General features: G+C 65.5%; 19 protein-coding genes. 9 read left to right on the forward strand and 10 right to left on the reverse strand.

What is annotated here, in order from left to right; all coding sequences use genetic code 11:
• Positions 1-76: 76 nt before the first annotated feature.
• Both VGR99_RS00855 and VGR99_RS00860 read left to right on the forward strand, forming a co-directional pair.
• Entirely contained in the window at positions 77-952 is an 876-nt protein-coding gene (locus VGR99_RS00855) for a dihydrodipicolinate synthase family protein (protein ID WP_326896403.1), read from the forward strand.
• Positions 953-1,108: 156 nt separating this feature from the next.
• Positions 1,109-3,433 (forward strand): xanthine dehydrogenase family protein molybdopterin-binding subunit, encoded by a 2,325-nt coding sequence (locus VGR99_RS00860; RefSeq protein WP_326896404.1) that lies wholly within the window; start codon positions 1,109-1,111, stop codon positions 3,431-3,433.
• A gap of 103 nt (positions 3,434-3,536) precedes the next feature.
• On the opposite strand, the gene VGR99_RS00865 is transcribed toward VGR99_RS00860, so the two are convergent.
• Genes VGR99_RS00865 through VGR99_RS00875 form a run of 3 tightly spaced genes read right to left on the reverse strand, consistent with a single transcriptional unit; the run spans position 3,537 to position 6,753 of the window.
• Positions 3,537-4,733 carry an acyl-CoA dehydrogenase family protein gene (locus VGR99_RS00865; protein WP_326896405.1) on the reverse strand — a complete coding sequence of 399 codons (1,197 nt, stop codon included), beginning with the start codon at positions 4,731-4,733 and terminating at the stop codon, positions 3,537-3,539.
• A gap of 13 nt (positions 4,734-4,746) precedes the next feature.
• Positions 4,747-5,895, reverse strand: a complete 1,149-nt coding sequence (locus tag VGR99_RS00870) for an acyl-CoA dehydrogenase (protein WP_326896406.1) — start codon at positions 5,893-5,895, stop codon at positions 4,747-4,749.
• A 3-nt stretch (positions 5,896-5,898) separates the two neighbouring features.
• Entirely contained in the window at positions 5,899-6,753 is an 855-nt protein-coding gene (locus VGR99_RS00875) for an enoyl-CoA hydratase (protein ID WP_326896407.1), read from the reverse strand.
• A 145-nt stretch (positions 6,754-6,898) separates the two neighbouring features.
• Between VGR99_RS00875 and VGR99_RS00880 the strand changes: the two genes are divergently transcribed.
• The 6 genes from VGR99_RS00880 (at position 6,899) to VGR99_RS00905 (ending at position 12,341) form a co-directional block, all read left to right on the forward strand.
• Positions 6,899-7,507, forward strand: a complete 609-nt coding sequence (locus VGR99_RS00880; protein WP_326896408.1) for a LemA family protein — start codon at positions 6,899-6,901, stop codon at positions 7,505-7,507.
• Between the two features lie 204 nt (positions 7,508-7,711).
• A complete protein-coding gene (locus VGR99_RS00885) occupies positions 7,712-8,605 on the forward strand; it encodes a YgcG family protein (protein WP_326896409.1) in 894 nt (297 codons plus the stop codon).
• A gap of 5 nt (positions 8,606-8,610) precedes the next feature.
• Positions 8,611-9,108 (forward strand): TPM domain-containing protein, encoded by a 498-nt coding sequence (locus VGR99_RS00890; protein ID WP_326896410.1) that lies wholly within the window; start codon positions 8,611-8,613, stop codon positions 9,106-9,108.
• A 354-nt stretch (positions 9,109-9,462) separates the two neighbouring features.
• Positions 9,463-10,467, forward strand: coding sequence for a hypothetical protein (locus VGR99_RS00895; RefSeq protein ID WP_326896411.1), 1,005 nt, complete (start codon positions 9,463-9,465; stop codon positions 10,465-10,467).
• A gap of 154 nt (positions 10,468-10,621) precedes the next feature.
• Entirely contained in the window at positions 10,622-12,148 is a 1,527-nt protein-coding gene (locus VGR99_RS00900) for a hypothetical protein (RefSeq protein ID WP_326896412.1), read from the forward strand.
• 28 nt (positions 12,149-12,176) lie between these two features.
• Positions 12,177-12,341 carry a hypothetical protein gene (locus VGR99_RS00905; protein ID WP_326896413.1) on the forward strand — a complete coding sequence of 55 codons (165 nt, stop codon included), beginning with the start codon at positions 12,177-12,179 and terminating at the stop codon, positions 12,339-12,341.
• A gap of 3 nt (positions 12,342-12,344) precedes the next feature.
• On the opposite strand, the gene VGR99_RS00910 is transcribed toward VGR99_RS00905, so the two are convergent.
• The 3 genes from VGR99_RS00910 to putA all read right to left on the reverse strand — a co-directional run bounded on the left by VGR99_RS00910 (position 12,345) and on the right by putA (position 17,471).
• Entirely contained in the window at positions 12,345-12,992 is a 648-nt protein-coding gene (locus VGR99_RS00910; protein ID WP_326896414.1) for a glutathione S-transferase family protein, read from the reverse strand.
• Between the two features lie 156 nt (positions 12,993-13,148).
• Positions 13,149-14,354 carry a CoA transferase gene (locus tag VGR99_RS00915; RefSeq protein WP_326896415.1) on the reverse strand — a complete coding sequence of 402 codons (1,206 nt, stop codon included), beginning with the start codon at positions 14,352-14,354 and terminating at the stop codon, positions 13,149-13,151.
• 117 nt (positions 14,355-14,471) lie between these two features.
• A complete protein-coding gene (gene putA / locus VGR99_RS00920) occupies positions 14,472-17,471 on the reverse strand; it encodes a bifunctional proline dehydrogenase/L-glutamate gamma-semialdehyde dehydrogenase PutA (protein ID WP_326896416.1) in 3,000 nt (999 codons plus the stop codon).
• A gap of 114 nt (positions 17,472-17,585) precedes the next feature.
• On the opposite strand from putA, the gene VGR99_RS00925 reads away from it, so the two are divergent.
• Positions 17,586-18,047, forward strand: coding sequence for an Lrp/AsnC ligand binding domain-containing protein (locus tag VGR99_RS00925; RefSeq protein ID WP_129274244.1), 462 nt, complete (start codon positions 17,586-17,588; stop codon positions 18,045-18,047).
• Between the two features lie 173 nt (positions 18,048-18,220).
• Here the strand turns inward: VGR99_RS00925 and VGR99_RS00930 are convergent, their stop codons facing one another.
• The 4 genes from VGR99_RS00930 to VGR99_RS00945 form a co-directional block, all read right to left on the reverse strand.
• Positions 18,221-18,421, reverse strand: a complete 201-nt coding sequence (locus tag VGR99_RS00930) for a cold-shock protein (RefSeq protein ID WP_008563500.1) — start codon at positions 18,419-18,421, stop codon at positions 18,221-18,223.
• A gap of 207 nt (positions 18,422-18,628) precedes the next feature.
• Positions 18,629-18,937, reverse strand: a complete 309-nt coding sequence (locus VGR99_RS00935) for a cytochrome c (RefSeq protein ID WP_326896418.1) — start codon at positions 18,935-18,937, stop codon at positions 18,629-18,631.
• 12 nt (positions 18,938-18,949) lie between these two features.
• Complete coding sequence (locus VGR99_RS00940) at positions 18,950-20,149, reverse strand: molybdopterin-dependent oxidoreductase (protein WP_326896420.1); 1,200 nt, start codon at positions 20,147-20,149, stop codon at positions 18,950-18,952.
• A gap of 230 nt (positions 20,150-20,379) precedes the next feature.
• On the reverse strand, positions 20,380-22,107 hold the full coding sequence (locus VGR99_RS00945; protein ID WP_326896421.1) for an adenylate/guanylate cyclase domain-containing protein: 1,728 nt from the start codon (positions 22,105-22,107) through the stop codon (positions 20,380-20,382).
• Positions 22,108-22,352 lie beyond the last annotated feature (245 nt).

Here is a 22,352-nt window from a genome sequence, read left to right on the forward strand (position 1 = left end):
TGGCACCAATGCCCCGTGATAGCTGGATCGCACGCCTGCCGAACAAGACTCGAGCTCCCCGGAATTTATTCCCGCCATGTCCGATTTTCGCGGTGTTTTCCCCTATCTCGTCTCGCCCGTCGATGCCGACGGCACGGTGCGAACAAACGTGCTCGCAAAGCTCTGCGACGATCTGATCGGCGCCGGCGTGCACGGGCTGACGCCGCTCGGTTCGACCGGCGAGTTCGCCTATCTCAATGCCGCGCAGCGCACGGCGATCGTGCAGACGACCATCGAGGCCGCAAAGGGCCGGGTGCCGGTCGTGGCCGGCGTCGCTTCCACCTCGACGGCGGATGCGGTGGCGCAGGCGAAGGCGTATCAGAAGCTCGGGGCCAACGGCATCCTGGCGATCCTGGAGGCGTATTTCCCGCTCAGCGATGCCCAGGTCGAATCCTATTTCCGCGCCATCGCGGACGCCGTCGACATTCCCGTCGTCATCTACACCAATCCGCAATTCCAGCGCTCCGATCTCACGCTCGACGTGATCGCGCGCCTCGCCGAGCATCCGCGCATCGGCTACATCAAGGACGCCTCGACCAACACCGGCCGGCTGCTCTCGATCATGAATCGCTGCGGCGATTCCCTGCGCGTGTTCTCGGCCTCCGCCCATATCCCGGCCGCGGTGATGCTGATCGGCGGCCTCGGCTGGATGGCGGGCCCGGCCTGCATCATCCCGAGCCAGAGCGTTGCGCTCTACGACCTCGGCAAGGCCGGACGCTGGGACGAAGCCATGGCGCTGCAGCGCCGGCTGTGGCGCATCAACGAGGCCTTTGCCCGCTTCAACCTCGCCGCCTGCATCAAGGCGGGCCTCGCCATCCAGGGCTACGACGTCGGCGACCCCGTCCCGCCGCAGGCCCCGCTGACGGCCGATGCGCGCAAGGTCGTGGAAGCGGCGCTCAGGGAGCTGGCCTGATCGGTCATTCCGGGTTCGTCCTTCGGACGCCCGGAATGACGATGACCTTTGGGACATGCCGAAATCGCGGCATTTCCGCCCAAAAGCGCGGCTGGTCTCGCCTGCCTCGATCCGCTAAAAGGCGCCCGCACTTTGAGGCTTAGAGGACCCAGCGGAATGAACATCCTTCCCGGCAATTTGCGTTTCGGAGCGGGCCAGCCCGTCAAGCGTTTGGAAGACCAGCGGCTGCTCACCGGGAAGGGGCAATTCATCGACGACAAGCCGCAGGACGGCGCGCTGTGGTTGCACGTGCTGCGCTCGCCGCACGCCCACGCCAGGATCGTCTCGATCGACACCGGCGCTGCGGCATCGATGCCCGGCGTCACCGCGATCTACACCGGCGCCGATCTGATCAAGGACGACATCGGCACCATCCCGACCCTGAGCATCTTCAAGCGCCCGGACGGCAAGCCGATGACGGTGCCGCCGCGCCGCCTGCTGGCCCATGAGATCGTGCGCTACACCGGCGAGGCCGTGGCGGCGGTGGTGGCGTCCTCGCGCGCGGAAGCGCAGGCCGCGGCCGAAGCGATCGTGGTCGAATACGACGTGCAGCCCGCGGTGGTCGATCCGGTCGAGGCCGTCAAGCCCGGCGCGCCCGTGGTGTGGCCGGAGGCGCCCGACAACATCGTCGGCGCGATGAGCTATGGCGACGCCGCCAAGGTGGACGAGGCCTTCGCCAAGGCCGCGCACACCGTGGAGCTCGACCTCGTCAGCCAGCGCCTCGTCCCCTCGGCGATGGAGCCGCGCTCGACCATTGCCGAGATCGACAAGAAGACCGGCCGTCTCCTCCTGCACGTGCAGTCGCAGACCCCGGCCTCGACCCGCGACGTGCTCGCGGAAGCCGTGCTCAAGCGCCCCAAGGACAGCGTCCGCGTGCTGGTCGGCGACATCGGCGGCGGCTTTGGCCAGAAGACCAATCTCTATCCGGAAGACGGCATCGTCGCTTACGCCGCGACGAAGCTGAGCAAGAAGATCCGCTGGCGCGGCGACCGCACCGACGAGTTCGTCGGCGGCACCCATGGCCGCGATCTGACCTCGACTGCGTCCTTTGCGCTGGACGAGAAGGGCAAGGTGCTGGCCTATCGTGTCACCTCGATCGGCTGCACCGGCGCATACTCCTCAGGCGCGGCGAACATCATTCCGCTGGTGCTCGGGCCGTTCGTGCAGACCGGCGTTTACGACCTGCCGCTGGTGCATTTCGAGATCAAGTCGGTGATGACCCACACCGCGCCGGTCGGCGCCTATCGCGGCGCCGGCCGACCCGAAGCGGTGTTCATCGTCGAGCGCCTGTTCGACGCCGCCGCACGAAAGATCGGCATGGATCCGCGCGCGATCCGGAAAGCCAACTACATCAAGCCGGCGCAGCTGCCCTACACCAATGCGGCGGGCCAGGTTTACGATTCCGGCGCCTTCGCGCACATGCTCGACCGCGCCGTGAAGCTCGCGGACTGGGACGGCTTTGCCGCGCGCAAGAAGGCGGCGAAGAAGAAGGGTCTGCTCTACGGCCGCGGCCTCACCTCCTATATCGAATGGACCGGTGGTCGCGCCCACACCGAGAAGGTCAGCCTGCACGCGACTTCGCAGGGCCGCGTCATCCTGCACTCCGGCACCATGGCGATGGGGCAGGGGCTGCAGACCACCTACACCCAGATGATCTCCGATACGCTCGGCATCCCCATGGACAAGATCGACGTCGTCCAGGGCGACACCGATCTCGCCATGGGCTTCGGCAGCGTCGGCTCGCGCTCGCTGTTCGTCGGCGGCACCGCGGTCGCCGTCTCCTCCAACGATCTGATCCAGAAGGCGCGCGAGAAGGCGGCGAACGTGCTGGAGACCTCGGTCGAGGACATCGAGTACCAGGGCGGCATGCTCACCGTGGTCGGCACCGACCGCCGCATCAGCCTGTTCGACATCGCCGAGAAGGAGAGCGGCGCCCAGCTCAGCGTCGATTCCGAAGGCGAGGTCGATGGTCCGAGCTGGCCGAACGGCACGCATATCTGCGAGGTCGAGATCGATCCGGAGACCGGCGTCTCCAAGGTCGTGCGCTACACCACCGTCGACGACGTCGGCGTCGCCGTGAACCCGATGCTGGTCACCGGCCAGATCCACGGTGGCGTCGCGCAGGGCATCGGCCAGGCGCTGTATGAAGGCGTGTCCTACGATGCCGACGGCCAGCTCCTCACCGCGAGCTACCAGGACTATTGCATCCCGCGCGCGGACGACGTGCCGCCGATCGAGGTGACGCTGGACGATTCCGCACCCTGCCGCACCAATCCGCTCGGCGCCAAGGGCTGCGGCGAATCCGGCGCCATCGGCGGCCCGCCCTGCGTCACCAACGGCGTCATGGACGCACTCGCCGAGCTCGGCATCACCCAGCTCAACACGCCCCTGACGCCGCAGAAGATCTGGAAGGCGATCAAGGACGCGAAGGTGGCGAGTTAAGAGAGACGGTGCGTGGCCCGGATGGAGCACAGCGAAATCCGGGGCCGCTCGTCATTGTCGTCCCGGATTGCGCTGCGCTCCATCCGGGCTACGAATCCGTGCCTCAAATCCCCAGCATCATCTTCGCGATGATATCGCGCTGGATCTCCGACGTGCCGCCGAAAATCGTGTAGGCGCGGCCGTTGAGATATTCCGGCACCACAGTCAGCATGTCCTCCGGCAACGCCGGCTCGTGGTTGAGCTTGTAGAGCGGGCGCATCGGCTCGACGGCAAGCGCGTCGTGGCCGATCACGTCGACCCCTAACTTCGTCACGGCCTGGCGGATCTCGCTGTTGCGCAGCTTCAGGATCGACGACACTGCGCCGGGATTTTGCCCGGTCTGCAGCGCCGAGAGCACGCGCAGCTCGGTCATCTCAAGCGCGTCGATGTCGACCTCGACCTCCGAGATGCGCGTCGCGATATCGGGACTGTCGATGGCGCGGCCGGTCAGGTCGGATTCGGCAAGCTCCGCGACCGCCTTCAATCCCTCGCGCAGCTTCGCGGACGCAATGCCGGAGCCGCGCTCGAACTCGAGCAGATATTTGCCGTAGGTCCAGCCCTTGCCTTCCTCGCCGACGCGGTTGGCGACGGGCACGCGCACGTCGTCGAAAAACACCTGGTTGACCTCGTGGTCGCCGCCGATGGTCAGGATCGGGCGCGTCGTGATGCCCGGCGTCTTCATGTCGATCAGGATGAAACTGATGCCGTCCTGCTGCCGCGGGCCGTCGCTGGTGCGCACCAGCGCGAACATGCGGTTGGCGTGATGCGCATGCGTGGTCCAGATCTTGGTGCCGTTGATGATGTAGTCGTCGCCGTCGCGCACCGCGCGCGTCTTCAGTGACGAGAGATCGGAGCCCGAGCCCGGCTCGGAATAGCCCTGGCACCAGTAATCCTCGCCAGACAGAATCCGCGGCAGGTAGAAATTTTTCTGCTCCGCCGAGCCGAAACCGATGATGACCGGCCCGACCATCTTCACGCCCATCACGTTCACATTGGGCACGCCGGCCCGCGCGCTCTCGGTCTCGAAGATCCAGCGCTGCGCCGGCGTCCAGTCGGGGCCGCCATGTTCGACTGGCCAGCCCGGCGCGCCCCAGCCGCGGCTGTGCAGCGCGCGCTGCCAGGCCATGCCGATCGGAGGGTCTGAGAACACCGACGGCGTCAGCGCCGTCGCACGCTTCATCTCCTCGGTGAGATTCTTCGCGATGAAGCCGCGCACCTCGTCCTGGAAGGCGCGCTCTTCGGCATTGAACGACAGGTCCATGATGCGCTCCTCGTCAGGCGGGTTGGGTGGTGCGGCCGAGCTGGGCGTGGCGGGCATAATGATGCGCGCTGCCGCCGAACAGCGTGTCGAAGGCGACCAGCCGCTTGAAATAGGCGCCGACCTCGAGCTCCTCGGTGACGCCCATGCCGCCGTGAAGCTGGATCGACTGCTCGCCGACGAAGCGCGCGCATTTGCCGATCTTGGCTTTCGCGCCCGACGCGGCCCGCGCCCGCTCGACCGGCGGACTGTCGGCCTTCAGCGCGGCACGCAGCGCCATCGAGCGGGACTCGTCGACCTGCATCGCCATGTCGGCGAGGCGGTGGCGGATCACCTGGTTGGCCGAGAGCGGCCGGCCGAACTGCTTGCGGATCTTGGTATATTCGAGCGTGGTGTCGAGCAGTGTCTGCATGATGCCAACGGCTTCCGCCCCGAGCGCAGCCATGGCGCGATCGACGGCCCATTCGATCGCGGGCAGCGCATCGCTGCCGTCACTGAGGAGCGCGTCCTCCGGCAGTTCTACGCCCGACATCTCAATGTTGCAGGCCCGTCCACCGCCGAGGCGCTCATAGTCGCTGACGGCAACACTCGGTGTTGTCGCCGGCACCAGGAACAAGCCGATGCGGCCCGACCGCCCCTGATGATCATGGACATGCGCGGAGACGATGATCTCGTCGGCGGCGTGGCCGTCGAGCACCGCGATCTTGCTGCCGGCAAGGCGCCAGCCCTGCGCCGTCCTGTGGGCGGTGGTCGCGACCTTGGCGAGATCGAAGCGCGCCGCGCGCTCGGAATGCGCAAAGGCGAGTTTCAGCGTTCCATCGGCGACCTTCGGCAGCCGCGCCTGCTTCTGCGCCGTGCTGCCGCATCTCTCGATCAGCGCAGCCCCGAGCACCACGGTCGCGAGATACGGCTCGGACACCAGCCCGCGGCCGAACGCTTCCATCAAGATGCCGATCTCGACTGCACCGCCGCCGAGCCCGTCGAACTCTTCCGCGATCGGCAGCGCCAGCCAGCCGAGCTCGGCGAACTGCTTCCACACCGCAGGGCTGAAGCCGAGCGGGTCGTTCGCCATCTTGCGGCGGTGATCGGCATCGTAGCTTTCGGCCACGAAGCGTTCCGCGCTCTCGCGCAGCAGCCGTTGCTCGTCACTGAGATTGAGGTCCATGTTTTACTCCGCGGCCGCCGGCGGCTTGCGCACGGAGGGATGCAGGCCCGATGGGTCAACCACCATGCCGAATTCCTGAAGGTTGTGGGCATGGCAAAGCTGGTGCAGCGCAAAGGCCTGGTCGATCGCGGCGGGCTGGCCCATCACGTCGACCGAGCGGTTCACGGCCTCCTTGGTCAGCTTCAGCGCGAAGGAGGGCTTCGATGCGATCCGGCGCGCCAGCTCCAGCACGCGCGATGACAGCTCCGCGCGCGGCACCACCTGGTTGACCATGCCGAGCTGATGCGCCTCCTGCGCGCTCCAGCTATCGGCGGTGAACAGAAATTCCTTGGCCTTGCGCGGGCCGAGCTCCCAGGGATGGACGAACCATTCGACGCCGCAGACGCCCATCGTCACCACGGGGTCGCAGAACTGCGCGTCGTCGCTGGCGACGATGAGGTCGCAGGCCCAGGCCAGCATCAGTCCGCCGGCGATGCACTTGCCGTGTACCTCGGCAATCGTGGGCTTGGCGAGATTGCGCCAGCGCCGCGTGATCTGGAGATAAATTTCCTGCTCGCGAGCGAAGCGGCCGTGCGCATTCGGCTCGGCAAATCCGCCCCAATTTCCTATCGGCGGAAAATCCGTGCCTGCGGCATTTTTGCCGCCGGGGCGCAGGTCATGGCCCGATGAGAAGTGCGGCCCGTTGCCGGCAAGGATGACGACCTTGACCGCGTCGTCCTGCACCGCTTCGTCGAAGGCGGCGTTGAGGTCGTAGGTCATCTGCAGGTTTTGTGCGTTGCGCGCCTCGGGCCGGTTCATCACGATCCGGACGATCGTCGGCTCCGGCCGCTCCACGAGGATGGTCTCGAACGAGGACATCGCGTTCCCCCTGGCGTTTCCAATTCGTCTTGTTGTTCCGTCGAGTTGACTATGTCGGCCAGGGATAGGCAAGAGGCTTGCGTAAATCGGCTGCTTTTCGCGCCCAATCTGATAGGTTGCTTCCGATTCCACCGGGAGAAATTTGATGCGCAAGATCCTGACCGTGCTGGCGGCGCTGGCGTCGCTCAGCCTGACTAATTGCGGATACAACGCGATCCAGAGCGAGGACGAGCAGATCAAGTCGAACTGGTCCGAGGTGGTGAACCAGTATCAGCGCCGCGCCGATCTCGTGCCCAACCTCGTCAATTCGGTGAAGGGCTTTGCGCAGCAGGAGAAGGACGTGCTGCTCGGCGTCACCAATGCGCGCGCCAAGGTCGGCAGCATCCAGGCGACACCGGAGGTGCTGAATGATCCCGCGGCCTTCCAGAAATTCCAGGCCGCCCAGGGCGAGCTGTCCAGCGCGCTCTCGCGCCTGCTTGTGGTCACGGAAAACTACCCGCAGCTCAAGTCGGATGCGCTGTTCAAGGATCTGATGTCGCAGCTCGAGGGCACTGAGAATCGCATCACGGTAGCGCGCAACCGCTACATCAAGGCGGTGCAGGACTATAACGTCACCGTCCGCTCGTTCCCGAGCAATCTCACCGCGATGGTGTTCGGCTACAAGGAGAAGCCGAATTTCACGGTCGAGAACGAGAAGGAGATCTCGACCGCGCCGAAGGTCGATTTCAACCCGGCGCCCGCGCCGTCGAAGTAAGCGCGCGTTGTTTTGCGCATGGGCTTCACCCCACCCACCGCTGTCATTCCCCGCGACCCGGCTACGCCAAGGCTTCGCCGAGGTTTCGGTCTTGGGCGCGCCGAAGCTTTAGCGCAGGCGGCAAGCGGGGAATCCAGTACGCCGCGGCCTTTCCGTAGGCCACGAACGTCTCTGGAATACTGGATCGCCCGGTCGAGCCGGGCGATGACAGCGAGGTTGTCGCGGGCGCTTGTTGTATTCGCATTCCTCCTCACCTTCGTCGCCCCCGCCTTCGCCGATGTCGCAGTCCCACAGCTCACCGGCCGCGTCGTCGACCAGACCGGCACGCTGTCCAGCGGCGACATCGCCGCGCTGTCGCAAAAGCTGCGCGATTTCGAGACGCGCAAGGGTAGCCAAATTGCTGTCCTGATCGTGCCGACCACGCAGCCGGAGACGATCGAGCAGTTCTCGATCCGTGTTGGAGAGGCCTGGAAGATCGGCCGGAAGAAGGTCGACGACGGCGCGATCCTCGTCGTCGCCAAGAACGACCGGCATCTGCGCATCGAGGTCGGCTATGGTCTCGAAGGCGCGCTCACCGACGTCACCTCGCGGCGGATCATCGACGAGATCATCACGCCGAAATTCAGGACGGGCGATTTTGCCGGCGGTATCTCGGACGGCGTCGACCGCATGATCCGCGTCATCGACGGCGAGCCGCTGCCGGTTCCTTCACCCACCGTGAATTTCGGCAATCTGGACGATCTCGCGCCGCTCTTCATCGTCACGCTGTTCGCCGCCATCGGCGTCGGCGGATTCTTCCGCGCCATGCTGGGGCGGCTGGTCGGATCATTGGCGACCGGCGGCATCATCGCGGTGCTGAGCTGGATCATTCTCGGCTCGTTCGCGCTGGCGCTGGCCCTCGGCGCCGTCGGCTTCATCATCGGGTTCGTCGCGGATCTGTTTGCAGCGATGACGCCAAGCACGGGATCGTCGCGCCGCGGCTCGTGGTCGAGCGGCTCGTCGGGCGGCGGCTGGAGCAGCGGATCGTCGAGCGACAGCGGCGGCTTCAGCGGCGGCGGTGGCAGTTTCGGCGGCGGCGGCGCCTCGGGGAGCTGGTAGCGGTCATGAGCATCAAGCGCATTGCCAGACATCTCGTGCAGCATCATTGGCGGGCGAAACAGATCTTTCCGCCGGCGGTGCTCGGCCGTATCGAACAGGCGATCAGGCAGGGTGAGAGCACCCATTCCGGTCAAGTGCGTTTCGTCGTCGAAGGTGCGCTCGACGGCCGTCCGCTGTTCAGCAACCAGCCGGCGCGCGCGCGGGCGCTCGACGTGTTCTCGCACTTACGGATCTGGGACACCGCGCACAACAACGGCGTCCTGATCTATCTCCTGCTTGCCGATCGCGACGTCGAGATCATCGCCGACCGCGGCATCGACGCCAAGGTGGGGCCTGCGGGCTGGGAAACCATCTGCCGCGCCATGGAAGCCGAGTTCAGGTCGGGCCGGTTCGAGCATGGCGTCACCAGCGGCATCGCCGCGGTGTCGCGCGAGCTGGCACGCCACTTCCCGCCAAGCGGCCCGCAACCGAACGAGCTGCCGGATGCGCCGGTGGTGATGTAGTCCTCCATTCTAGCCGCCGTCATTGCGAGCGGCTTGTCCGCCATAGCTCGAAGAGCGACGGCGGAAGCGAAGCAATCCAGAATCTCTCCGTGGAAGTAGTCTGGATTGCTTCGTCGCTTCGCTCCTCGCAATGACGATGGAGATGCGCGCCGGCCTGGCCGTTGCGCCGCCGTTCATCTTCGCAGTGACAAATTGTTTCACGCCCGCCACACCGGTTCCACTTTCCCGGCCAAATTCGGCCCCGGATAACTTCCTAAAATTTCGGTAAGCGGGTCCCGAGGTAAGGATTTCGCAAGCAATGAAAGTTACCAAAAGGTCAATCCAGCGTGGAGTATTTGAACTGTGAGCGAACCAATGGCTGAGCAGGCTGCCCAGGATAACAGCGTCGACGCCGCCGCGACCGCGCCGCAGGCTGTCGAGGCTGCCGGCATCGAGGCTCCCTCGATTGCCCCCGACCACGAGACGCTGCCCAAGGCCGATCCGGTGAAGGCCGAGGTCCCCAAGGTCGAAGCTCCCAAGATCGAGCCACCGCGGATCGAGGTGCCGAAGTTCGAAGCCAAGGTTGAGCCGAAAGCCGAGATCAAGGCCGAGACCAAGCCCGAGCCGAAGCCCGGCAAGCTCATCGTCATGGCGCCCTCGGAGCGCTCCTGGGATCGCGAAGAGTTTGCCCCGCATGTGAAGGCGGACGAAGTGCGCGAGACCGGCAGCAAGCGCCGCCTGTCGGCAATGGCCGCGGTGGTGGCGATCGCCGCCGGCGTCGGTGCGATCAGCGGCGCGCTCGCGACCGCCGGCATGATGCATTTCGCCGCGCCGGCCGCCGCGCCGGCGCAGGTCGCCGACACCAGCGCGCTGGAATCCTCGGTGGCCCGGATCGATGCCGACGTCGTCGCGCTCAAGGCGAATGTCGAGCACACCTCCAAGACCGGCCTCAGCCAGTTCAACCGCGCAAACGACCGCCTCGACAAGCTCGAGAAGGCGCAGGCCGAGCCGATGGCCAAGATCGCAAAGCTGTCGGAGACCGTCGACAAGCTCCGCGCCACGCCGCCCGCCGCCCCGGCACAGGCCGCCGCTGCTGCGTCCAAGGAAGCCACCGGCTCGATCGCGCCGACCCAGGTTGCGACCGCTGCCGCCGCACCGGTATCCGCCGCGCCCAAGACCGAGGTCGGCCGCCTGCCGACGATCGAAGGCTGGAGGCTGCGCGACGTCTCCAATGGCGGCGCACTGATCGAGGGCCGCGACGGCCTCTATGAGGTCTATGCCGGCGATCCCATCCCCGGCGTCGGCCGCGTCGACGCGATCCGCCGCCAGGACGGCCGCTGGGTGGTCGTCACCAGCAAGGGCCTGATCACGGCGCGCTGAGCATGATCCGGAAAAGTGCGAAGCGGTTTTCCGAAAAGATCATGCTCAAACAGTAGCCTGAGCGGCTCACATCCGATCTTCAAGGAGGCGCTTCACCACCATGTGAAGCGCCTTTTTGCTTGAATAGGCGCGCGCGTGCGGTGTTACTGAAGGCATGAGCCGCGCGTTGCGAATTCTAATTGCTGCCGCCGTCTTGCTGGGCGGCACCGTCTCGCTGTTCGCAGCGGAGAGCGTGCCGCTGACGCGCGGCACCGCGATCACCGATCCCGATCTGCTGCGCAAGCTCGACCAGAACGACACGCTCACGATCTCGCGCCTGCTATGGCCGGAGCGCAGCGCGAACACTCCGCTGACGACCGATCTGCTGTTCGCATCCCTGCCGCAACTCAAGGAGATCCAGCCCGCGATCGATGCGGAGTTCGACCGTTACGTTGCCCGTCAGAAGGCGGCCTATCCGACCGAGACCATCGGCGTCGGTGAAGGCTTTGACGTGCAGCTGTTCGACCGCGCCAACTTGAAATCCCCCGACACGCGCTTCGTGCTTGCCGGCATCGTCAACCGCATGGACCGCGCCTATGTCTCGGAAGAGCCCTGCGGCGAGATCCGGCTGATCTACCGTCTCGCGCGTTTCGAGAACAGGCCGGACGGCGGCAAGACCGCAGCGCGCCTGCCGATGACGTTCAATCTGGTGATGAAGGCGCGGGATGCACGCCAGACCGATGCAAACGGCAAGCCGGTCACCTGCGCCGAGGTCGCACGGCGCTGGCTCGACAATGGCGACTGGCAGGGCCTGATCGGCAGCAGCTCCGATGCGATGCTCGACCGCATCGAGACCAACATCCAGATCTCGATCGCGCCGAAATCGGCGCTGCACGATTTCCGCTCCGACTATCTGCTCAAGGTGTTCAAGTACAATGCCGCGACGAAGACCTTTGAGGAATCGACGCTGGAGAACCAGATCGATCGTGACCGCATTGTCGCGGACGACGCGCTCCGGCGCGATTTCAAGGCCTGGCTGCTTGCGCCGGACAATCTGCGCGCGTTCGATCGCGGCACCGTGCTGATCCCCGAGAAATTCCTGGCCAAAGCCGCCTTGGTGCCGACCCCCGCCGGTCTCGATGCGTCGGCGATGCAGCCGGAATTCGGCATGATGCAAGGAGAAGCAAAGGGCGAGCCGGTGTTCTCCGACGACGACGTGGTCGGCGCGCTGAAGCAGGCCGCCGCGCGTGGGGACTTGCAGAACATCCGTTCGGTCGCGGGTTTCCAGCGCCGTCTCAACGACGTCACCTGCGCCGGCTGCCACCAGACCCGCGGCATCGGCGGCTTCCATTTCCCCGGTGTCGACTGGCTGGCGGACAAGCCGTCCAATTCCACCATCGTGCCGGCCTCGCCGCATTTCTTCGGCGACCAGGTCCGCCGCCGCGACATCCTGACCGCGTTCGCCGCAGGCAAACGTCCTGATTTCTCGCGCGGATTCGCCAGCCGGCCCCAGACCCGCGGCAGCCAGGAGCTCGCCGGCACCGAATATCAGGACGGCTGGGGCGCGCATTGTTCCCTGCAAATTGCGGGATCGGGAACGCCCGACAGGAGTTTTACGTCATGGAGCTGTGCTAAGGGTTTGACCTGTCAGGCTGCCGCGGCCTCGAGCCGCATCGGCATGTGCTTCATCAAGACGCGTTAGGCCCGCCCTCAACAGGTTCGGATGACCCATGACGGACACGAGCGAAGCCAACAAGGAGCGCAATCGCGAGATCGCGCGCAATGAGGAAGCCAAGCAGGTCGCCGGCAGCATCCGCGTCAGCACCTGGGCGGTCGCGGTGGTCGTCATCGTCGGCGGCATCCTGTTCACGCTCGGCTGGCTGGCGCTGAGGTAGCCCTCACTTCGCGTAATTCGTCATCCGCTTGCCGGGCAACAGCTCGTAGGCCGGCTTCCAGCCGGGCAGCGCGGCCATGCGGCGGAGCCAGGCGTGGATCGCGGGATGGCTCGCGGCGAAATCAAAACCGTGCTCGTCGCTCGGATAGTGCAGATAGGCCATCATCGAGATATCGGCGACGGTTGGCTTGCTGCCGATCGCAAAAGTGTTGTGCTGGAGATGGCCGTCGAGAATGCCGAGGAAGTCGTCGAGCCGCCGGCGAAAATGTTTTAGCACCTGCGGGTCGTTTTTCTCGGTGAAGGCCCGCATGAAACGATAGGTCGCCATATAGCCGGTGAGCTTCTGGTTGTCCCAGAACAGCCAGCGCAGCAGCTCGAATTTTTCGGCCTCCGTCTCGGCGCCGAAGCGGCCGTATTGCTCGGCAAGCTTGAGCAGCAGCGGCGCCGTCTGTGTCATCTTCACGCCGTCGACCTCGAGCACGGGGATCTCGCCCATCTCGTTCACGGCCTTGCGCCACTCCGCCGTGCGCGTGACGCCGCCGCCGAAATCGGTCCACACCGGCTCGAACGTCTCGCCGCACAGCGTGAGCATCAGCGCCAGCTTGTAGCTGTTACCGGATTCCGGGAAGTAGTGCAGGCGATAGCTGGGCATGGGGATCTCGCGGCATTTGGTGTTTGCCGATTGTTATAACGAGATGGTCCCTCCCCGTCATTGCGAGCGCAGCGAAGCAATCCAGCAATGCATCCGCGGATACAGTCTGGATTGCTTCGCTGCGCTCGCAATGACGGAGGTTGGGGCGGCTCTACCTTACCCCACAGCCCCCGACGACCGCAGCTGCTTGATCGCCTTCTCGTCGTATCCCGCCAAGCGCAAAATCTCGTCACTGTGCTCGCCGACGGCGGGCGGCTTGCGCGGCTGGACTTTCCTGGCGCCGTCGATCCAGATCGGGCTGGAGATGGTGAGCATGGTGTCGTTCTCGAACGGCACCAGCACCTCGTTGTCGAGCATCTGCTTGTCGTTGGGGATGTCGTCGAGGATGCCGACGATGCCGAACACGAGGCCGTTGCCGTCGAGAATCTTGCGCCATTCGGCGAGGTCCCTGGTGGCAAACGTCTCGTCGAAGATCTTGATCAGCTCCACCGAGCGGGCGTGGCGGTCGGCCTTGGTGGCGAAGCGCGGATCGGTGATGAGGTCCTCGCGTCCCAGGCACTTGGCCAGCGTCGGGAACTGCTTCTCCTCGCTCAGCAGCGACAGGATCAGCCAGCGGCCATCCTTGCACTGATAGTGGTTGGCGACGGCGTTGAGCGCGCGCTCGCGGGGCCGTCTCTCGGCGAATTTGGCGCCACAGAGCTTGGCCTGGGCCAGCACGCTCGCCGCCCACACTCCGTTCGCCATCAGATTGGAGGCGACATGGGAGCCCTTGCCGGTCTTCTCGCGCTGATAGAGCGCGGTGACGATCGCGCCGTAGAATGCCATGGCGCAGGGATGGTCGCCCATGCCGGCGACCGAACGGGCCGGCGTCGTGTGGGTGTCGGCGCGGACGAGGTCCATCAGGCCGGAGCGCGCCCAATAGGCATTGCTGTCGAAGCCGGGCTTGTTGGCTTCCTCGCCCTTCTCGCCGTAGCCGGTGAAGGAGGCGTAGATCAGCCGGTCGTTGAGATGGGCGAGGTGGTCATAGGTGATGCCGAGCTTGGTGCGCACCGGCAGCGGCATGTTGGTGATGAAGACGTCGGCCTCCTCCACCAGCTTGTAGAGCACCGCCTGCGCCTCGGGCTTTGAGAGGTCGAGCGCGATGCTCTTCTTGTTGCGGGCCTCCAGCAGCCACGCGTAATTGTGCTCGCTGCCCGGATAGCCTGGAATGTTGGGCAGATTGCGGTAGGGATCGCCGGCCCCGGGCGGCTCGATCTTGATCACGTCGGCGCCGAAATCCGACAGCACGGTGGCAGCCGCGGGCGCTGCGATGAAGCTCGCGCAGTCCAGAACCTTGAGCCCTGCAAAAATGCCCTTTTCCATCGCGGCGTTGCTCCCTCGCTCTTGTTGTTTCCCGCGCGCTGGAATTGGCGCGGGCCAAGTCATGGGAGCCATTAGACCGATGTTTTGCCGGGATGCAACGGCGCCGGGCGCAGGGCCTCACTCCTCCCCCGCAAGCAGAGCAGCGTTGCCGCCGGCTGCCGCGGTGTTGATCGTCACGGTCTGCTCGGTCGCAAAGCGCGCCAGGTAATGCGGGCCGCCGGCCTTGGGGCCGGTTCCGGACAGGCCGTTGCCGCCGAACGGCTGTACGCCGACCACGGCGCCGATCATGTTGCGGTTGACGTAGATGTTGCCGACCTGGACGCGGTCGATGATGGCCTCGATCGTATCGTCGATGCGGGAATGGACGCCGAGCGTGAGTCCGTAGCCGGTGCGGTCGATCGCCTGCAGGACGCGCTCGAGGCTTTCGGCGCGGTAGCGCACGACGTGGAGGATCGGGCCGAACACCTCCTCGGTGAGCTGGCCGGCGTCCCTGAGCTCGAAGATGTGCGGGGCCACGAAGCAGCCTTCCGGCGCGGTGCCGGCAAAGTGCAGCCGTGCTTCCGTCTTCATCCGCGCGATATGCGCATCGAGCCGCTGCTTGGCCTCCTGGTCGATCACCGGCCCGACATGGGTCGCGACATCCGAGGGATCGCCGATCTTCAACTCGCGCGCCGCGCCCGCGATCATCTCGATCATGCGGTCGGCGACGTCCTCCTGCACGAACAGCAGCCGCAGCGCCGAGCAGCGCTGGCCGGCGGAGCGGAACGCCGAGGTCACGACGTCGTCGGCGACCTGCTCGGGCAGCGCGGTGGCATCGGCGATCATGGCGTTGATGCCGCCGGTCTCGGCGATCAGCGGCACGATCGGCCCATCCTTGGCGGCGAGCGTCCGGTTGATCGCCCGCGCGACCTCGGTCGAGCCGGTGAAGACGACGCCGGCGATGTCGGCATGCGCGGTCAGCACCGCGCCGATGCGGCCGTCGCCGGTGACGAGATGCAGTGCGCTTCTGGGGATGCCGGCCTCGTGCAGCAGGGCGACCGCTTCGCGCGCGATGCGCGGGGTCTGCTCGGCGGGCTTTGCCACCACGCTGTTGCCGGCCATCAGCGCCGCCGCGACCTGGCCGAGGAAGATCGCCAGCGGAAAATTCCACGGCGAGATCGCCACGAACACGCCGCGCCCGCGCATCGCGAGCGCGTTGCTTTCGCCGGTCGGGCCCGGCATGGCGGCCTCAGCGCCGAACTGCTTGCGCCCTTGCGCCGCGTAGTAGCGGCAGAAATCGGCGGCTTCGCGCAGCTCCGACAGCGCGTCGTCGAGCGTCTTGCCGCCCTCGCTTTGCAGCAGCGCGAGGAACTGCGCGCCGCGGCTCTCGAGCAGGTGCGCGGCCTGCTCCAGCGCCGCCGCGCGCACGGCCGCCGGCGTTCGGCTCCAGGCGGCAAAGCCGGCGCGCGCGGACGTCACGGCCGCATTGGCCTGATCAGGCGTTGCATCGGCGATGGGCTTGAGGCCGGATGTTCCGGCCTTGACGTCCGCCAGCAACTGATCGAGCGCGGCACGCGCGCCGAACTCGACGCCACGCGAATTGCGTCGCTCCGGTCCGAACAGATCGGCCGGCAATGGAATTTTGGGATGCGCCGCCGCTTGCGGGCGGACGATGGCGTCCGCCGGACGCTGCAGCAGCGCCGGGACCGGCACGCGATAATCGGCGGCCTGCGCTACGAATGACGAATTGGCGCCGTTCTCCAACAGCCGCCGCACCAGATAAGCGAGCAGGTCGCGATGGCTGCCGACCGGTGCATAGGTGCGGTAGGCAATATCAGGGTGATCCTTGGCAAGTTGCTCGTAGAGCGCTTCGCCCATGCCGTGCAGGCGCTGGAATTCGAAGCCGCCGCTGCCGTGCGCAAGCTCCAGCACGGTCGCGACCGTCAGCGCATTGTGGGTGGCGAATTGCGGGAAGATGCGCGGCCGCAGGCTCAGAAGCTTCGACGCGCAGGCGACGTAGTTCAGATCCGTCATCGCCTTGCGCGTGAACACGGGATAGCCGTCGAGCCCGCGCTCCTGTGCGCGCTTGATCTCGGTGTCCCAATAGGCGCCCTTGACCAGCCGCACCATCAGCTTGCGGTCATGCGCGCGGGCGAGTGCGTCGACATAGTCGATCACCGCTGAGGCGCGCTTCTGGTAGGCCTGGATCGCCAGGCCGAATCCGTCCCAGCCTGCCAGCGAGGGATCGGCGAGCGTTGCCGCGATCACGTCGAGCGACAGCTCCAGCCGGTCGGCCTCCTCGGCATCGACGGTGAAGTTCAGATCATGCGCCTTGGCGCGCTGCGCGAGGTCCAGCAGCAGCGGTACCAGCTCGGCCATCACGCGATCGCGGCTGATCGCCTCGAAGCGCGGATGCAGCGCCGAGAGCTTGACGGAGATGCCGGGCCGGTCGGGCAGGGGATGCGGGCCTGCCGCCTTGCCGATGGTCTCGATCGCGCTGGCATAGGCGTCGAAATAGCGCCTGGCGTCGGCCGCCGTGCGCGCGCCTTCGCCGAGCATGTCGAAGGAATAACGCGGCTTCTGGCCGGAGCGCGGCTTGCCCCGCTCCAGCGCCTGCTCGATGGTCTCGCCCAGCACGAAATGATTGCCCATCAGCCGCATCGCCTGGCGCGTGGCGGTGCGCACCGCGGGTGCGCCGAGCCGCTTCACCAGGCGGCCGATGGTGCCGTCGGGCGTCTCGCCGGGCTGGATCACCCGCGCCGACAGGCCGAGCGCCCAGGCCGAGGCGTTGACCAGGAACGCCGTGGACTTGGTCTCGTGATGGATGAAGTCGCCCTCGCCGAGCTTGTCCTCGATGAACTGGTCGGCGGTGCGTGCGTCCGGCACCCGCAGCAGCGCCTCGGCCAGCACCATCAAGGCCAGACCTTCCTTGGTCGAGAGCGCGAACTCCCGCAGCATGTCCTCGACCCCGCCGAGCCGGTCGTCGCGCTTGCGGATCGCCTCGATCAGCCGCGTCGCGGTGCGGTCGATCCGCGCCTCCTGCGGCGGGGCCAGATGCGACGCCGGCAACAGAAGCGCGGCAATCTCGGCATCATCGGGGGCGTAGGGGGCGGTGAAGGGCGGCGGGATGTCTGGCATGGCGTGTCCTGTGACTGACATCCAGGATAAGGCCCGCATGACCGCAGTTCGATAGACAAGTTAGCCAGTTTGCCTTAGAAAATGAAGCTAGATATCAATTTAGCCAGATAAAATATGGAACTCGATCGCATCGACCGGAAAATCCTCGCGATTTTGCAGGAAGATGGCCGAATCGCCAATGTCGAGCTCGCCGAACGCATCGGCCTGTCGCCGACCTCGATCGGCGAGCGGCTGAAGCGCCTGCAGCGGGAGGGCTTCGTCGAAGGCTACGGCGCGCGGCTCAATCCGCACCGGCTTGGCCTCGGTCTCTTGGTGTTCGTCGAGGTGCTGCTCGACAAGACCACGCCCGACAATTTCGAGCGCTTCGCACGCGCGGTAAAACTCGCGCCCGAAGTGCTCGAGTGTCACATGGTTGCAGGCGGTTTCGATTATCTGGTGAAGGCGCGGCTTGCGGACATGACCGCCTATCGACGCTTCCTCGGCGAGACCCTGCTGTCGATGCCGGGTGTGCGCGAGACGCGGACCTATGCGGTGATGGAAGAGATCAAGCGCGACGCACCGTTGCCGGTCGGCTAGGGAAGTGCGATCGCGATTGTCATTGCTGGTGGCGTTGAATCAGCGGCCTTCACGGGAAAAATAGCTATCCTTGTGCAAACGCAACGCCTGTCGTCGAATGCACTGGCCGTCTTCTAAATTTTCTTGGCCTCGCTCCCGGAGCTGATCCGGGAGGCAGCGAAACGCTGGCGGGCTTATACTTTGAGGTTTTCTGCGGAGGTCTTGCCCCGGTTTGCGATCTCTTCGTACTCAACCGTCTGTCCCTCGTTGAGGGTCGACAGACCGGCCTTCTGCACCGCTGAGATATGCACGAACACATCCTTGCCGCCCGACGCAGGCTGGATAAATCCATAACCCTTCGTCGGGTTGAACCACTTGACCGTACCTTTAGCCATCACGACTTCTCCGCGGGTCTTCCTCCAACATCTCGAACCGCCAGTCCCCGCCAACCGGCCGGTTCGGTCCTACAGGATACGCGGAATGTGGCAGGCTTGGTAGCTCAAACCACATCAGCCTTTCGCCGAATTCCGCTCAACTTCGCGGCGTTTTTGCCGGTTTTGCCCGTTTCGCGGTCAAATGACCGGCACGCCGCGCGCCCTCCGTCAATACGTCGCGGCCAGATAATCGACGATCTTGCCGACATCGGCATCGTCGATCGGTGCGCCATAGACCTTGATCATCTTGGTCACCTCGGCCTGCCAGAAGCCTTTCCTGTCCTTCATCAACGGCTGCGTGGCGATGTAGTCGGACGAGTGGCAGGCGGTGCAATTGCCTTGCACGACCTCGAGATTGGGCCCTGGCTTGAACGCTGCGACCTCATCGGGGATCTTGTAATTGACCGGCGCTGCAAGGGCCGAACCCACCAGGGCGGCGAGCGTGAGCGAAGCGGCGAGGAGAACGGTGCGCTGCATGATCATTCTCCTTCAGGCCACGCTGACGCGGACGGTTTCGACGACGTTGCGCAAATAACCCGCCGGGTTCCAGCGCGGCGTATCCGGCTGCGTCTCGCCGCCATTGCCGGTGGCGCGAACCTTCAGCTCGACTTGGCCCGCCGCGAGTTTCACCGGCAGCTTCCATTCGCGGAATGCGTATTTGCCGAGATCCTTGCCGAGATTGGCATTGGTCCAGGTCTTGCCGCCGTCGGTGGAGACCTGCACCTCCTTGATGCCCTTGCCGCCGTCGAAGGCGATGCCGCGCAGCGTCGTGCGGCCCGCCTTCAGCTTGGCGCCGTCGGCGACGCTGGTGATGAAGGAGCGGATGGTGAAGCGGTTGATCGGGATCGTCGCCTTCGGCGTCGTGCCTGGCTCGATCGAATTGTTCGGCGTATCGGGGATGCGATAGGCCGACTTCATCCAGAAGCCGTCATAGACGCTGTCGATGACGGTGATCTCGTTGAGATGCTTGAGCCAGTAGGTGCCGTAATAGCCGGGCACGATCAGGCGCAGCGGGAAGCCGTTGAGGAACGGCAGATCCTCGCCGTTCATGCCATAGGCCAGCATCACCTCGCCGTCGGTGGCGTGATCGAGATCGAGCGCCTTGACGAAGTCGGGCGTCTTGTCGCTGACCGGGCCGTCCATGCCGCCGAACGTCACCTGCTTGGCGCCGGCCTGCACGCCTGCCATCTCGAGCACGGCCTTCAGCGGCACGCCGCGCCAGCGCGCGCAGCCCATGGCGCCGTTGGCGAGCTGGCCGCCGGCAACGCGCGGCTCCGAGAAGCCACGGCTGTTGCCGGAGCATTGGTTGACGGCGACGATCTCGGTCGCCTTCATCTTCCGGATGTCCTTCAGCGACAGTTTGAGCGGCTTGTCGACCTTGCCCTTGACCTCGAGCGTGAACTTGTCGGGGTCGAGATTGTAGGGCAGGTCGGACAGGTGATAGCGCACGAAGAACGCGTTGTTCGGCGTGATCGGGCCGTCGTTGAACACCGCGAACGGCGTCTCCAGCTGCGGCGGCCGGCTGGTGAGGCCGATCATCGGCCGCTTCTGCGGATATTTCACCAGCGGCCGTTCGCCATTGGCGAAGGGCAGCGTGACGGTGTCGAGGGCCAGCGCCCTGGTGGAATTCAATGTGGCCGCCATGGCGGCAAGCCCCGCTCCTTTGAGCAGGTCGCGTCGATCGAACATAGGGTCTCCTCCCGGAGCTTTTCGTTGAATCAACGGTCATCACCGCGATCCCGCGTCCATCTGTCTCAACCATTTGGATGAAGTCAATTCGTGCTTTCGCAGCAAGCCCATGCCGCTGCGTTGCAGCAAGCCGGTGTTACGTCTGTAACGATTGAGCCGAGCTGCAGCCGCGAGCTCGCTGCACCTCTCCCGCGAACGGGAGAGGGAGCGCACCTCTCGCGTAATTCGGCTTACGCCGCGACGAGCGCGCCGCGATCGACGAGGGCCGACAGCTTCCTCGCGTCCGCAACCACACGCACGGCCATCGGCTCGTCGCGGCCACGGATCGCGACCTCCTGCTGCGGCAGCGCATCGTCGGCAAGGCCGGCGGTGTTGCGGACTTCCTCCGAGACGATGGCTTCGCAAGCCAGCGTCTTGGTCATGTCCTGGAGGCGGGCGGCGACGTTCACGGCATCGCCGAGCGCGGTAAAGACGATGTGATCGCGATAGCCGATGTCGCCGATGATGACTTCGCCGCCGTGGATGCCGATGCCGAAGCGGATCGGCTCGCGCAGATCATGACTGAGGAGCTGGTTGAGCTCGTCGATATGGGTGGCGATGCTGCTCGCAGCCTTCAGCGCCTGCCGGCAGGCGGTCTGCGGATCGGCTGACAGCCCGAACAGCGCCAGCATGCCGTCGCCGACGAACTGGTTCGGCTGGCCGCCATGCTCGATCACGGCCTGCGAGACCGCGCCGAGGAAGCGGTTGACGATGAAGACGGTGTCGAACGGCAGCCGCTTCTCGGCGAGCTGCGTCGAGCCGCGCATGTCCACGAACAGGCTGACCAGATAGCGCTCCTGGCCGATCCTGGTGGACGTCGAGGTCTGCCCGTCGGCCGAATGCGTGTGAGGCGTGAAGAGCTGGAAGAAGGAGAGGTCGCAGTCCGGCCGCAACTGGCACGCCAGCCGGATCGAGGGATCCGCGGTGCCGACGCGGGCGAGCACGAACGCCTCGCGCTGTGACGGCTCGGGCAGGGCGCCATGATCGCCGATGATGCGGATGCGGCAGGTCGAGCAGCGGGCGCGGCCGCCGCACACGCTGGCATGCGGAAGGTTGTGGCGCAGGCTCGCTTCCAGCACGGACAGACCCTTGGGCACGCGCACCGTCTTGCCGTTGCCGTAGGACAGCGCGATCATGCCGCCGCGCCGCTCGCGCAAGGCGCGCACGCCGCGTGCTGCGAGCGCCAATCCCAGCAGTCCGAAATAGCCGATGGTGAGAGCGCCGGTGATGCGGTCGAGCGTCTCGGCCTCGGCGGCCGTGCCGAGCTGGCGGCGGGTGAGATTGTGCGTGCGCCACTCACCGTCGTCGGCCTCGACCATGACGCTGCGGCCGCCCTGGTAGACGCCGAGCAGCGCAAGCGTCGGTGTCAGCACCGCGGCTGCGAGCAGATAGGGCGCCGCGCGCGCGAAGAACGGTTTCAGGCGAAGCCAGAAATAGATCCCGATGCAGCCGTGGATCCAGGCGATGATCAGCAAAGTCGTCATCGTCCAGATGCGGTTCGACGAGAAGAACAGATAGAGTTCCTGCGGATAGAGCTTCTGGTGTCCGTACAGCGTCTGGCCGAGCCGCACGCCGATCACATGCGCCATCACGAGCGCGGGGATGCTCAAGCCCAGCACGAGCTGGAGCGGTTCGATCGTCTTCCAGCGAAACTGCCGGCGCTGAAACAGCGCGTAGATGCCGAGCCCCATATGGGTCAGCGCGGCCGTGTAGAACACGATCGCGACGGGGAGGAACTGCCAGAATGCGGTGTGGTAGTAGACCCCGACCTCCATGGCATCGACCGAGATATTGCCGAGCGCGTGGTTGAGGAGATGGCTGACCACGTAGGAGAACAGGATGATTCCGCAGACCAGCCGCACCTGCCGCACGCTGGTGGCGCGGACGAGTTCGGGCACGTGTGCAGGAGCGCTAGCCATGATTCGCTTGTATCAGTTCATGAAGGAGAACAGCCAGCCTGGCGTTTAATTCCGGGGGCGGACAGGTTTGGGGATCACATGCGCGGCAAGGTTACGAAACTGTAAGTATCGTAGATTCCATGGGGCGGTGAGCGTGGCCTTTCCGGTAGGTTTGGGTTTCCACACTCGAACCCACGGAGGGTCAGATGCAAGCATCGACTGTAGGCACGCTCACCAGCGACCATAATGGCACAATTTTCCTTGCG

The organism is Bradyrhizobium sp., from assembly GCF_035935975.1.
In the GTDB taxonomy this organism is placed as follows: domain Bacteria; phylum Pseudomonadota; class Alphaproteobacteria; order Rhizobiales; family Xanthobacteraceae; genus Bradyrhizobium.

Excerpts from the sequence above, each read along its gene's own strand:
- VGR99_RS00900 (WP_326896412.1), top strand. The coding sequence starts at position 10,622 with ATGAGCCGCGCGTTGCGAATTCTAATTGCTGCCGCCGTCTTGCTGGGC.
- VGR99_RS00935 (WP_326896418.1), bottom strand. The coding sequence starts at position 18,937 with ATGCAGCGCACCGTTCTCCTCGCCGCTTCGCTCACGCTCGCCGCCCTG.
- VGR99_RS00940 (WP_326896420.1), bottom strand. The coding sequence starts at position 20,149 with ATGTTCGATCGACGCGACCTGCTCAAAGGAGCGGGGCTTGCCGCCATG.
- VGR99_RS00945 (WP_326896421.1), bottom strand. The coding sequence starts at position 22,107 with ATGGCTAGCGCTCCTGCACACGTGCCCGAACTCGTCCGCGCCACCAGC.
- VGR99_RS00855 (WP_326896403.1), top strand. The coding sequence starts at position 77 with ATGTCCGATTTTCGCGGTGTTTTCCCCTATCTCGTCTCGCCCGTCGAT.
- VGR99_RS00915 (WP_326896415.1), bottom strand. The coding sequence starts at position 14,354 with ATGGAAAAGGGCATTTTTGCAGGGCTCAAGGTTCTGGACTGCGCGAGC.
- VGR99_RS00870 (WP_326896406.1), bottom strand. The coding sequence starts at position 5,895 with ATGGACCTCAATCTCAGTGACGAGCAACGGCTGCTGCGCGAGAGCGCG.
- VGR99_RS00875 (WP_326896407.1), bottom strand. The coding sequence starts at position 6,753 with ATGTCCTCGTTCGAGACCATCCTCGTGGAGCGGCCGGAGCCGACGATC.
- VGR99_RS00885 (WP_326896409.1), top strand. The coding sequence starts at position 7,712 with ATGACAGCGAGGTTGTCGCGGGCGCTTGTTGTATTCGCATTCCTCCTC.
- VGR99_RS00880 (WP_326896408.1), top strand. The coding sequence starts at position 6,899 with ATGCGCAAGATCCTGACCGTGCTGGCGGCGCTGGCGTCGCTCAGCCTG.
- VGR99_RS00910 (WP_326896414.1), bottom strand. The coding sequence starts at position 12,992 with ATGCCCAGCTATCGCCTGCACTACTTCCCGGAATCCGGTAACAGCTAC.
- putA (WP_326896416.1), bottom strand. The coding sequence starts at position 17,471 with ATGCCAGACATCCCGCCGCCCTTCACCGCCCCCTACGCCCCCGATGAT.
- VGR99_RS00930 (WP_008563500.1), bottom strand. The coding sequence starts at position 18,421 with ATGGCTAAAGGTACGGTCAAGTGGTTCAACCCGACGAAGGGTTATGGA.
- VGR99_RS00865 (WP_326896405.1), bottom strand. The coding sequence starts at position 4,733 with ATGGACCTGTCGTTCAATGCCGAAGAGCGCGCCTTCCAGGACGAGGTG.
- VGR99_RS00925 (WP_129274244.1), top strand. The coding sequence starts at position 17,586 with ATGGAACTCGATCGCATCGACCGGAAAATCCTCGCGATTTTGCAGGAA.
- VGR99_RS00890 (WP_326896410.1), top strand. The coding sequence starts at position 8,611 with ATGAGCATCAAGCGCATTGCCAGACATCTCGTGCAGCATCATTGGCGG.
- VGR99_RS00895 (WP_326896411.1), top strand. The coding sequence starts at position 9,463 with ATGGCTGAGCAGGCTGCCCAGGATAACAGCGTCGACGCCGCCGCGACC.
- VGR99_RS00905 (WP_326896413.1), top strand. The coding sequence starts at position 12,177 with ATGACGGACACGAGCGAAGCCAACAAGGAGCGCAATCGCGAGATCGCG.
- VGR99_RS00860 (WP_326896404.1), top strand. The coding sequence starts at position 1,109 with ATGAACATCCTTCCCGGCAATTTGCGTTTCGGAGCGGGCCAGCCCGTC.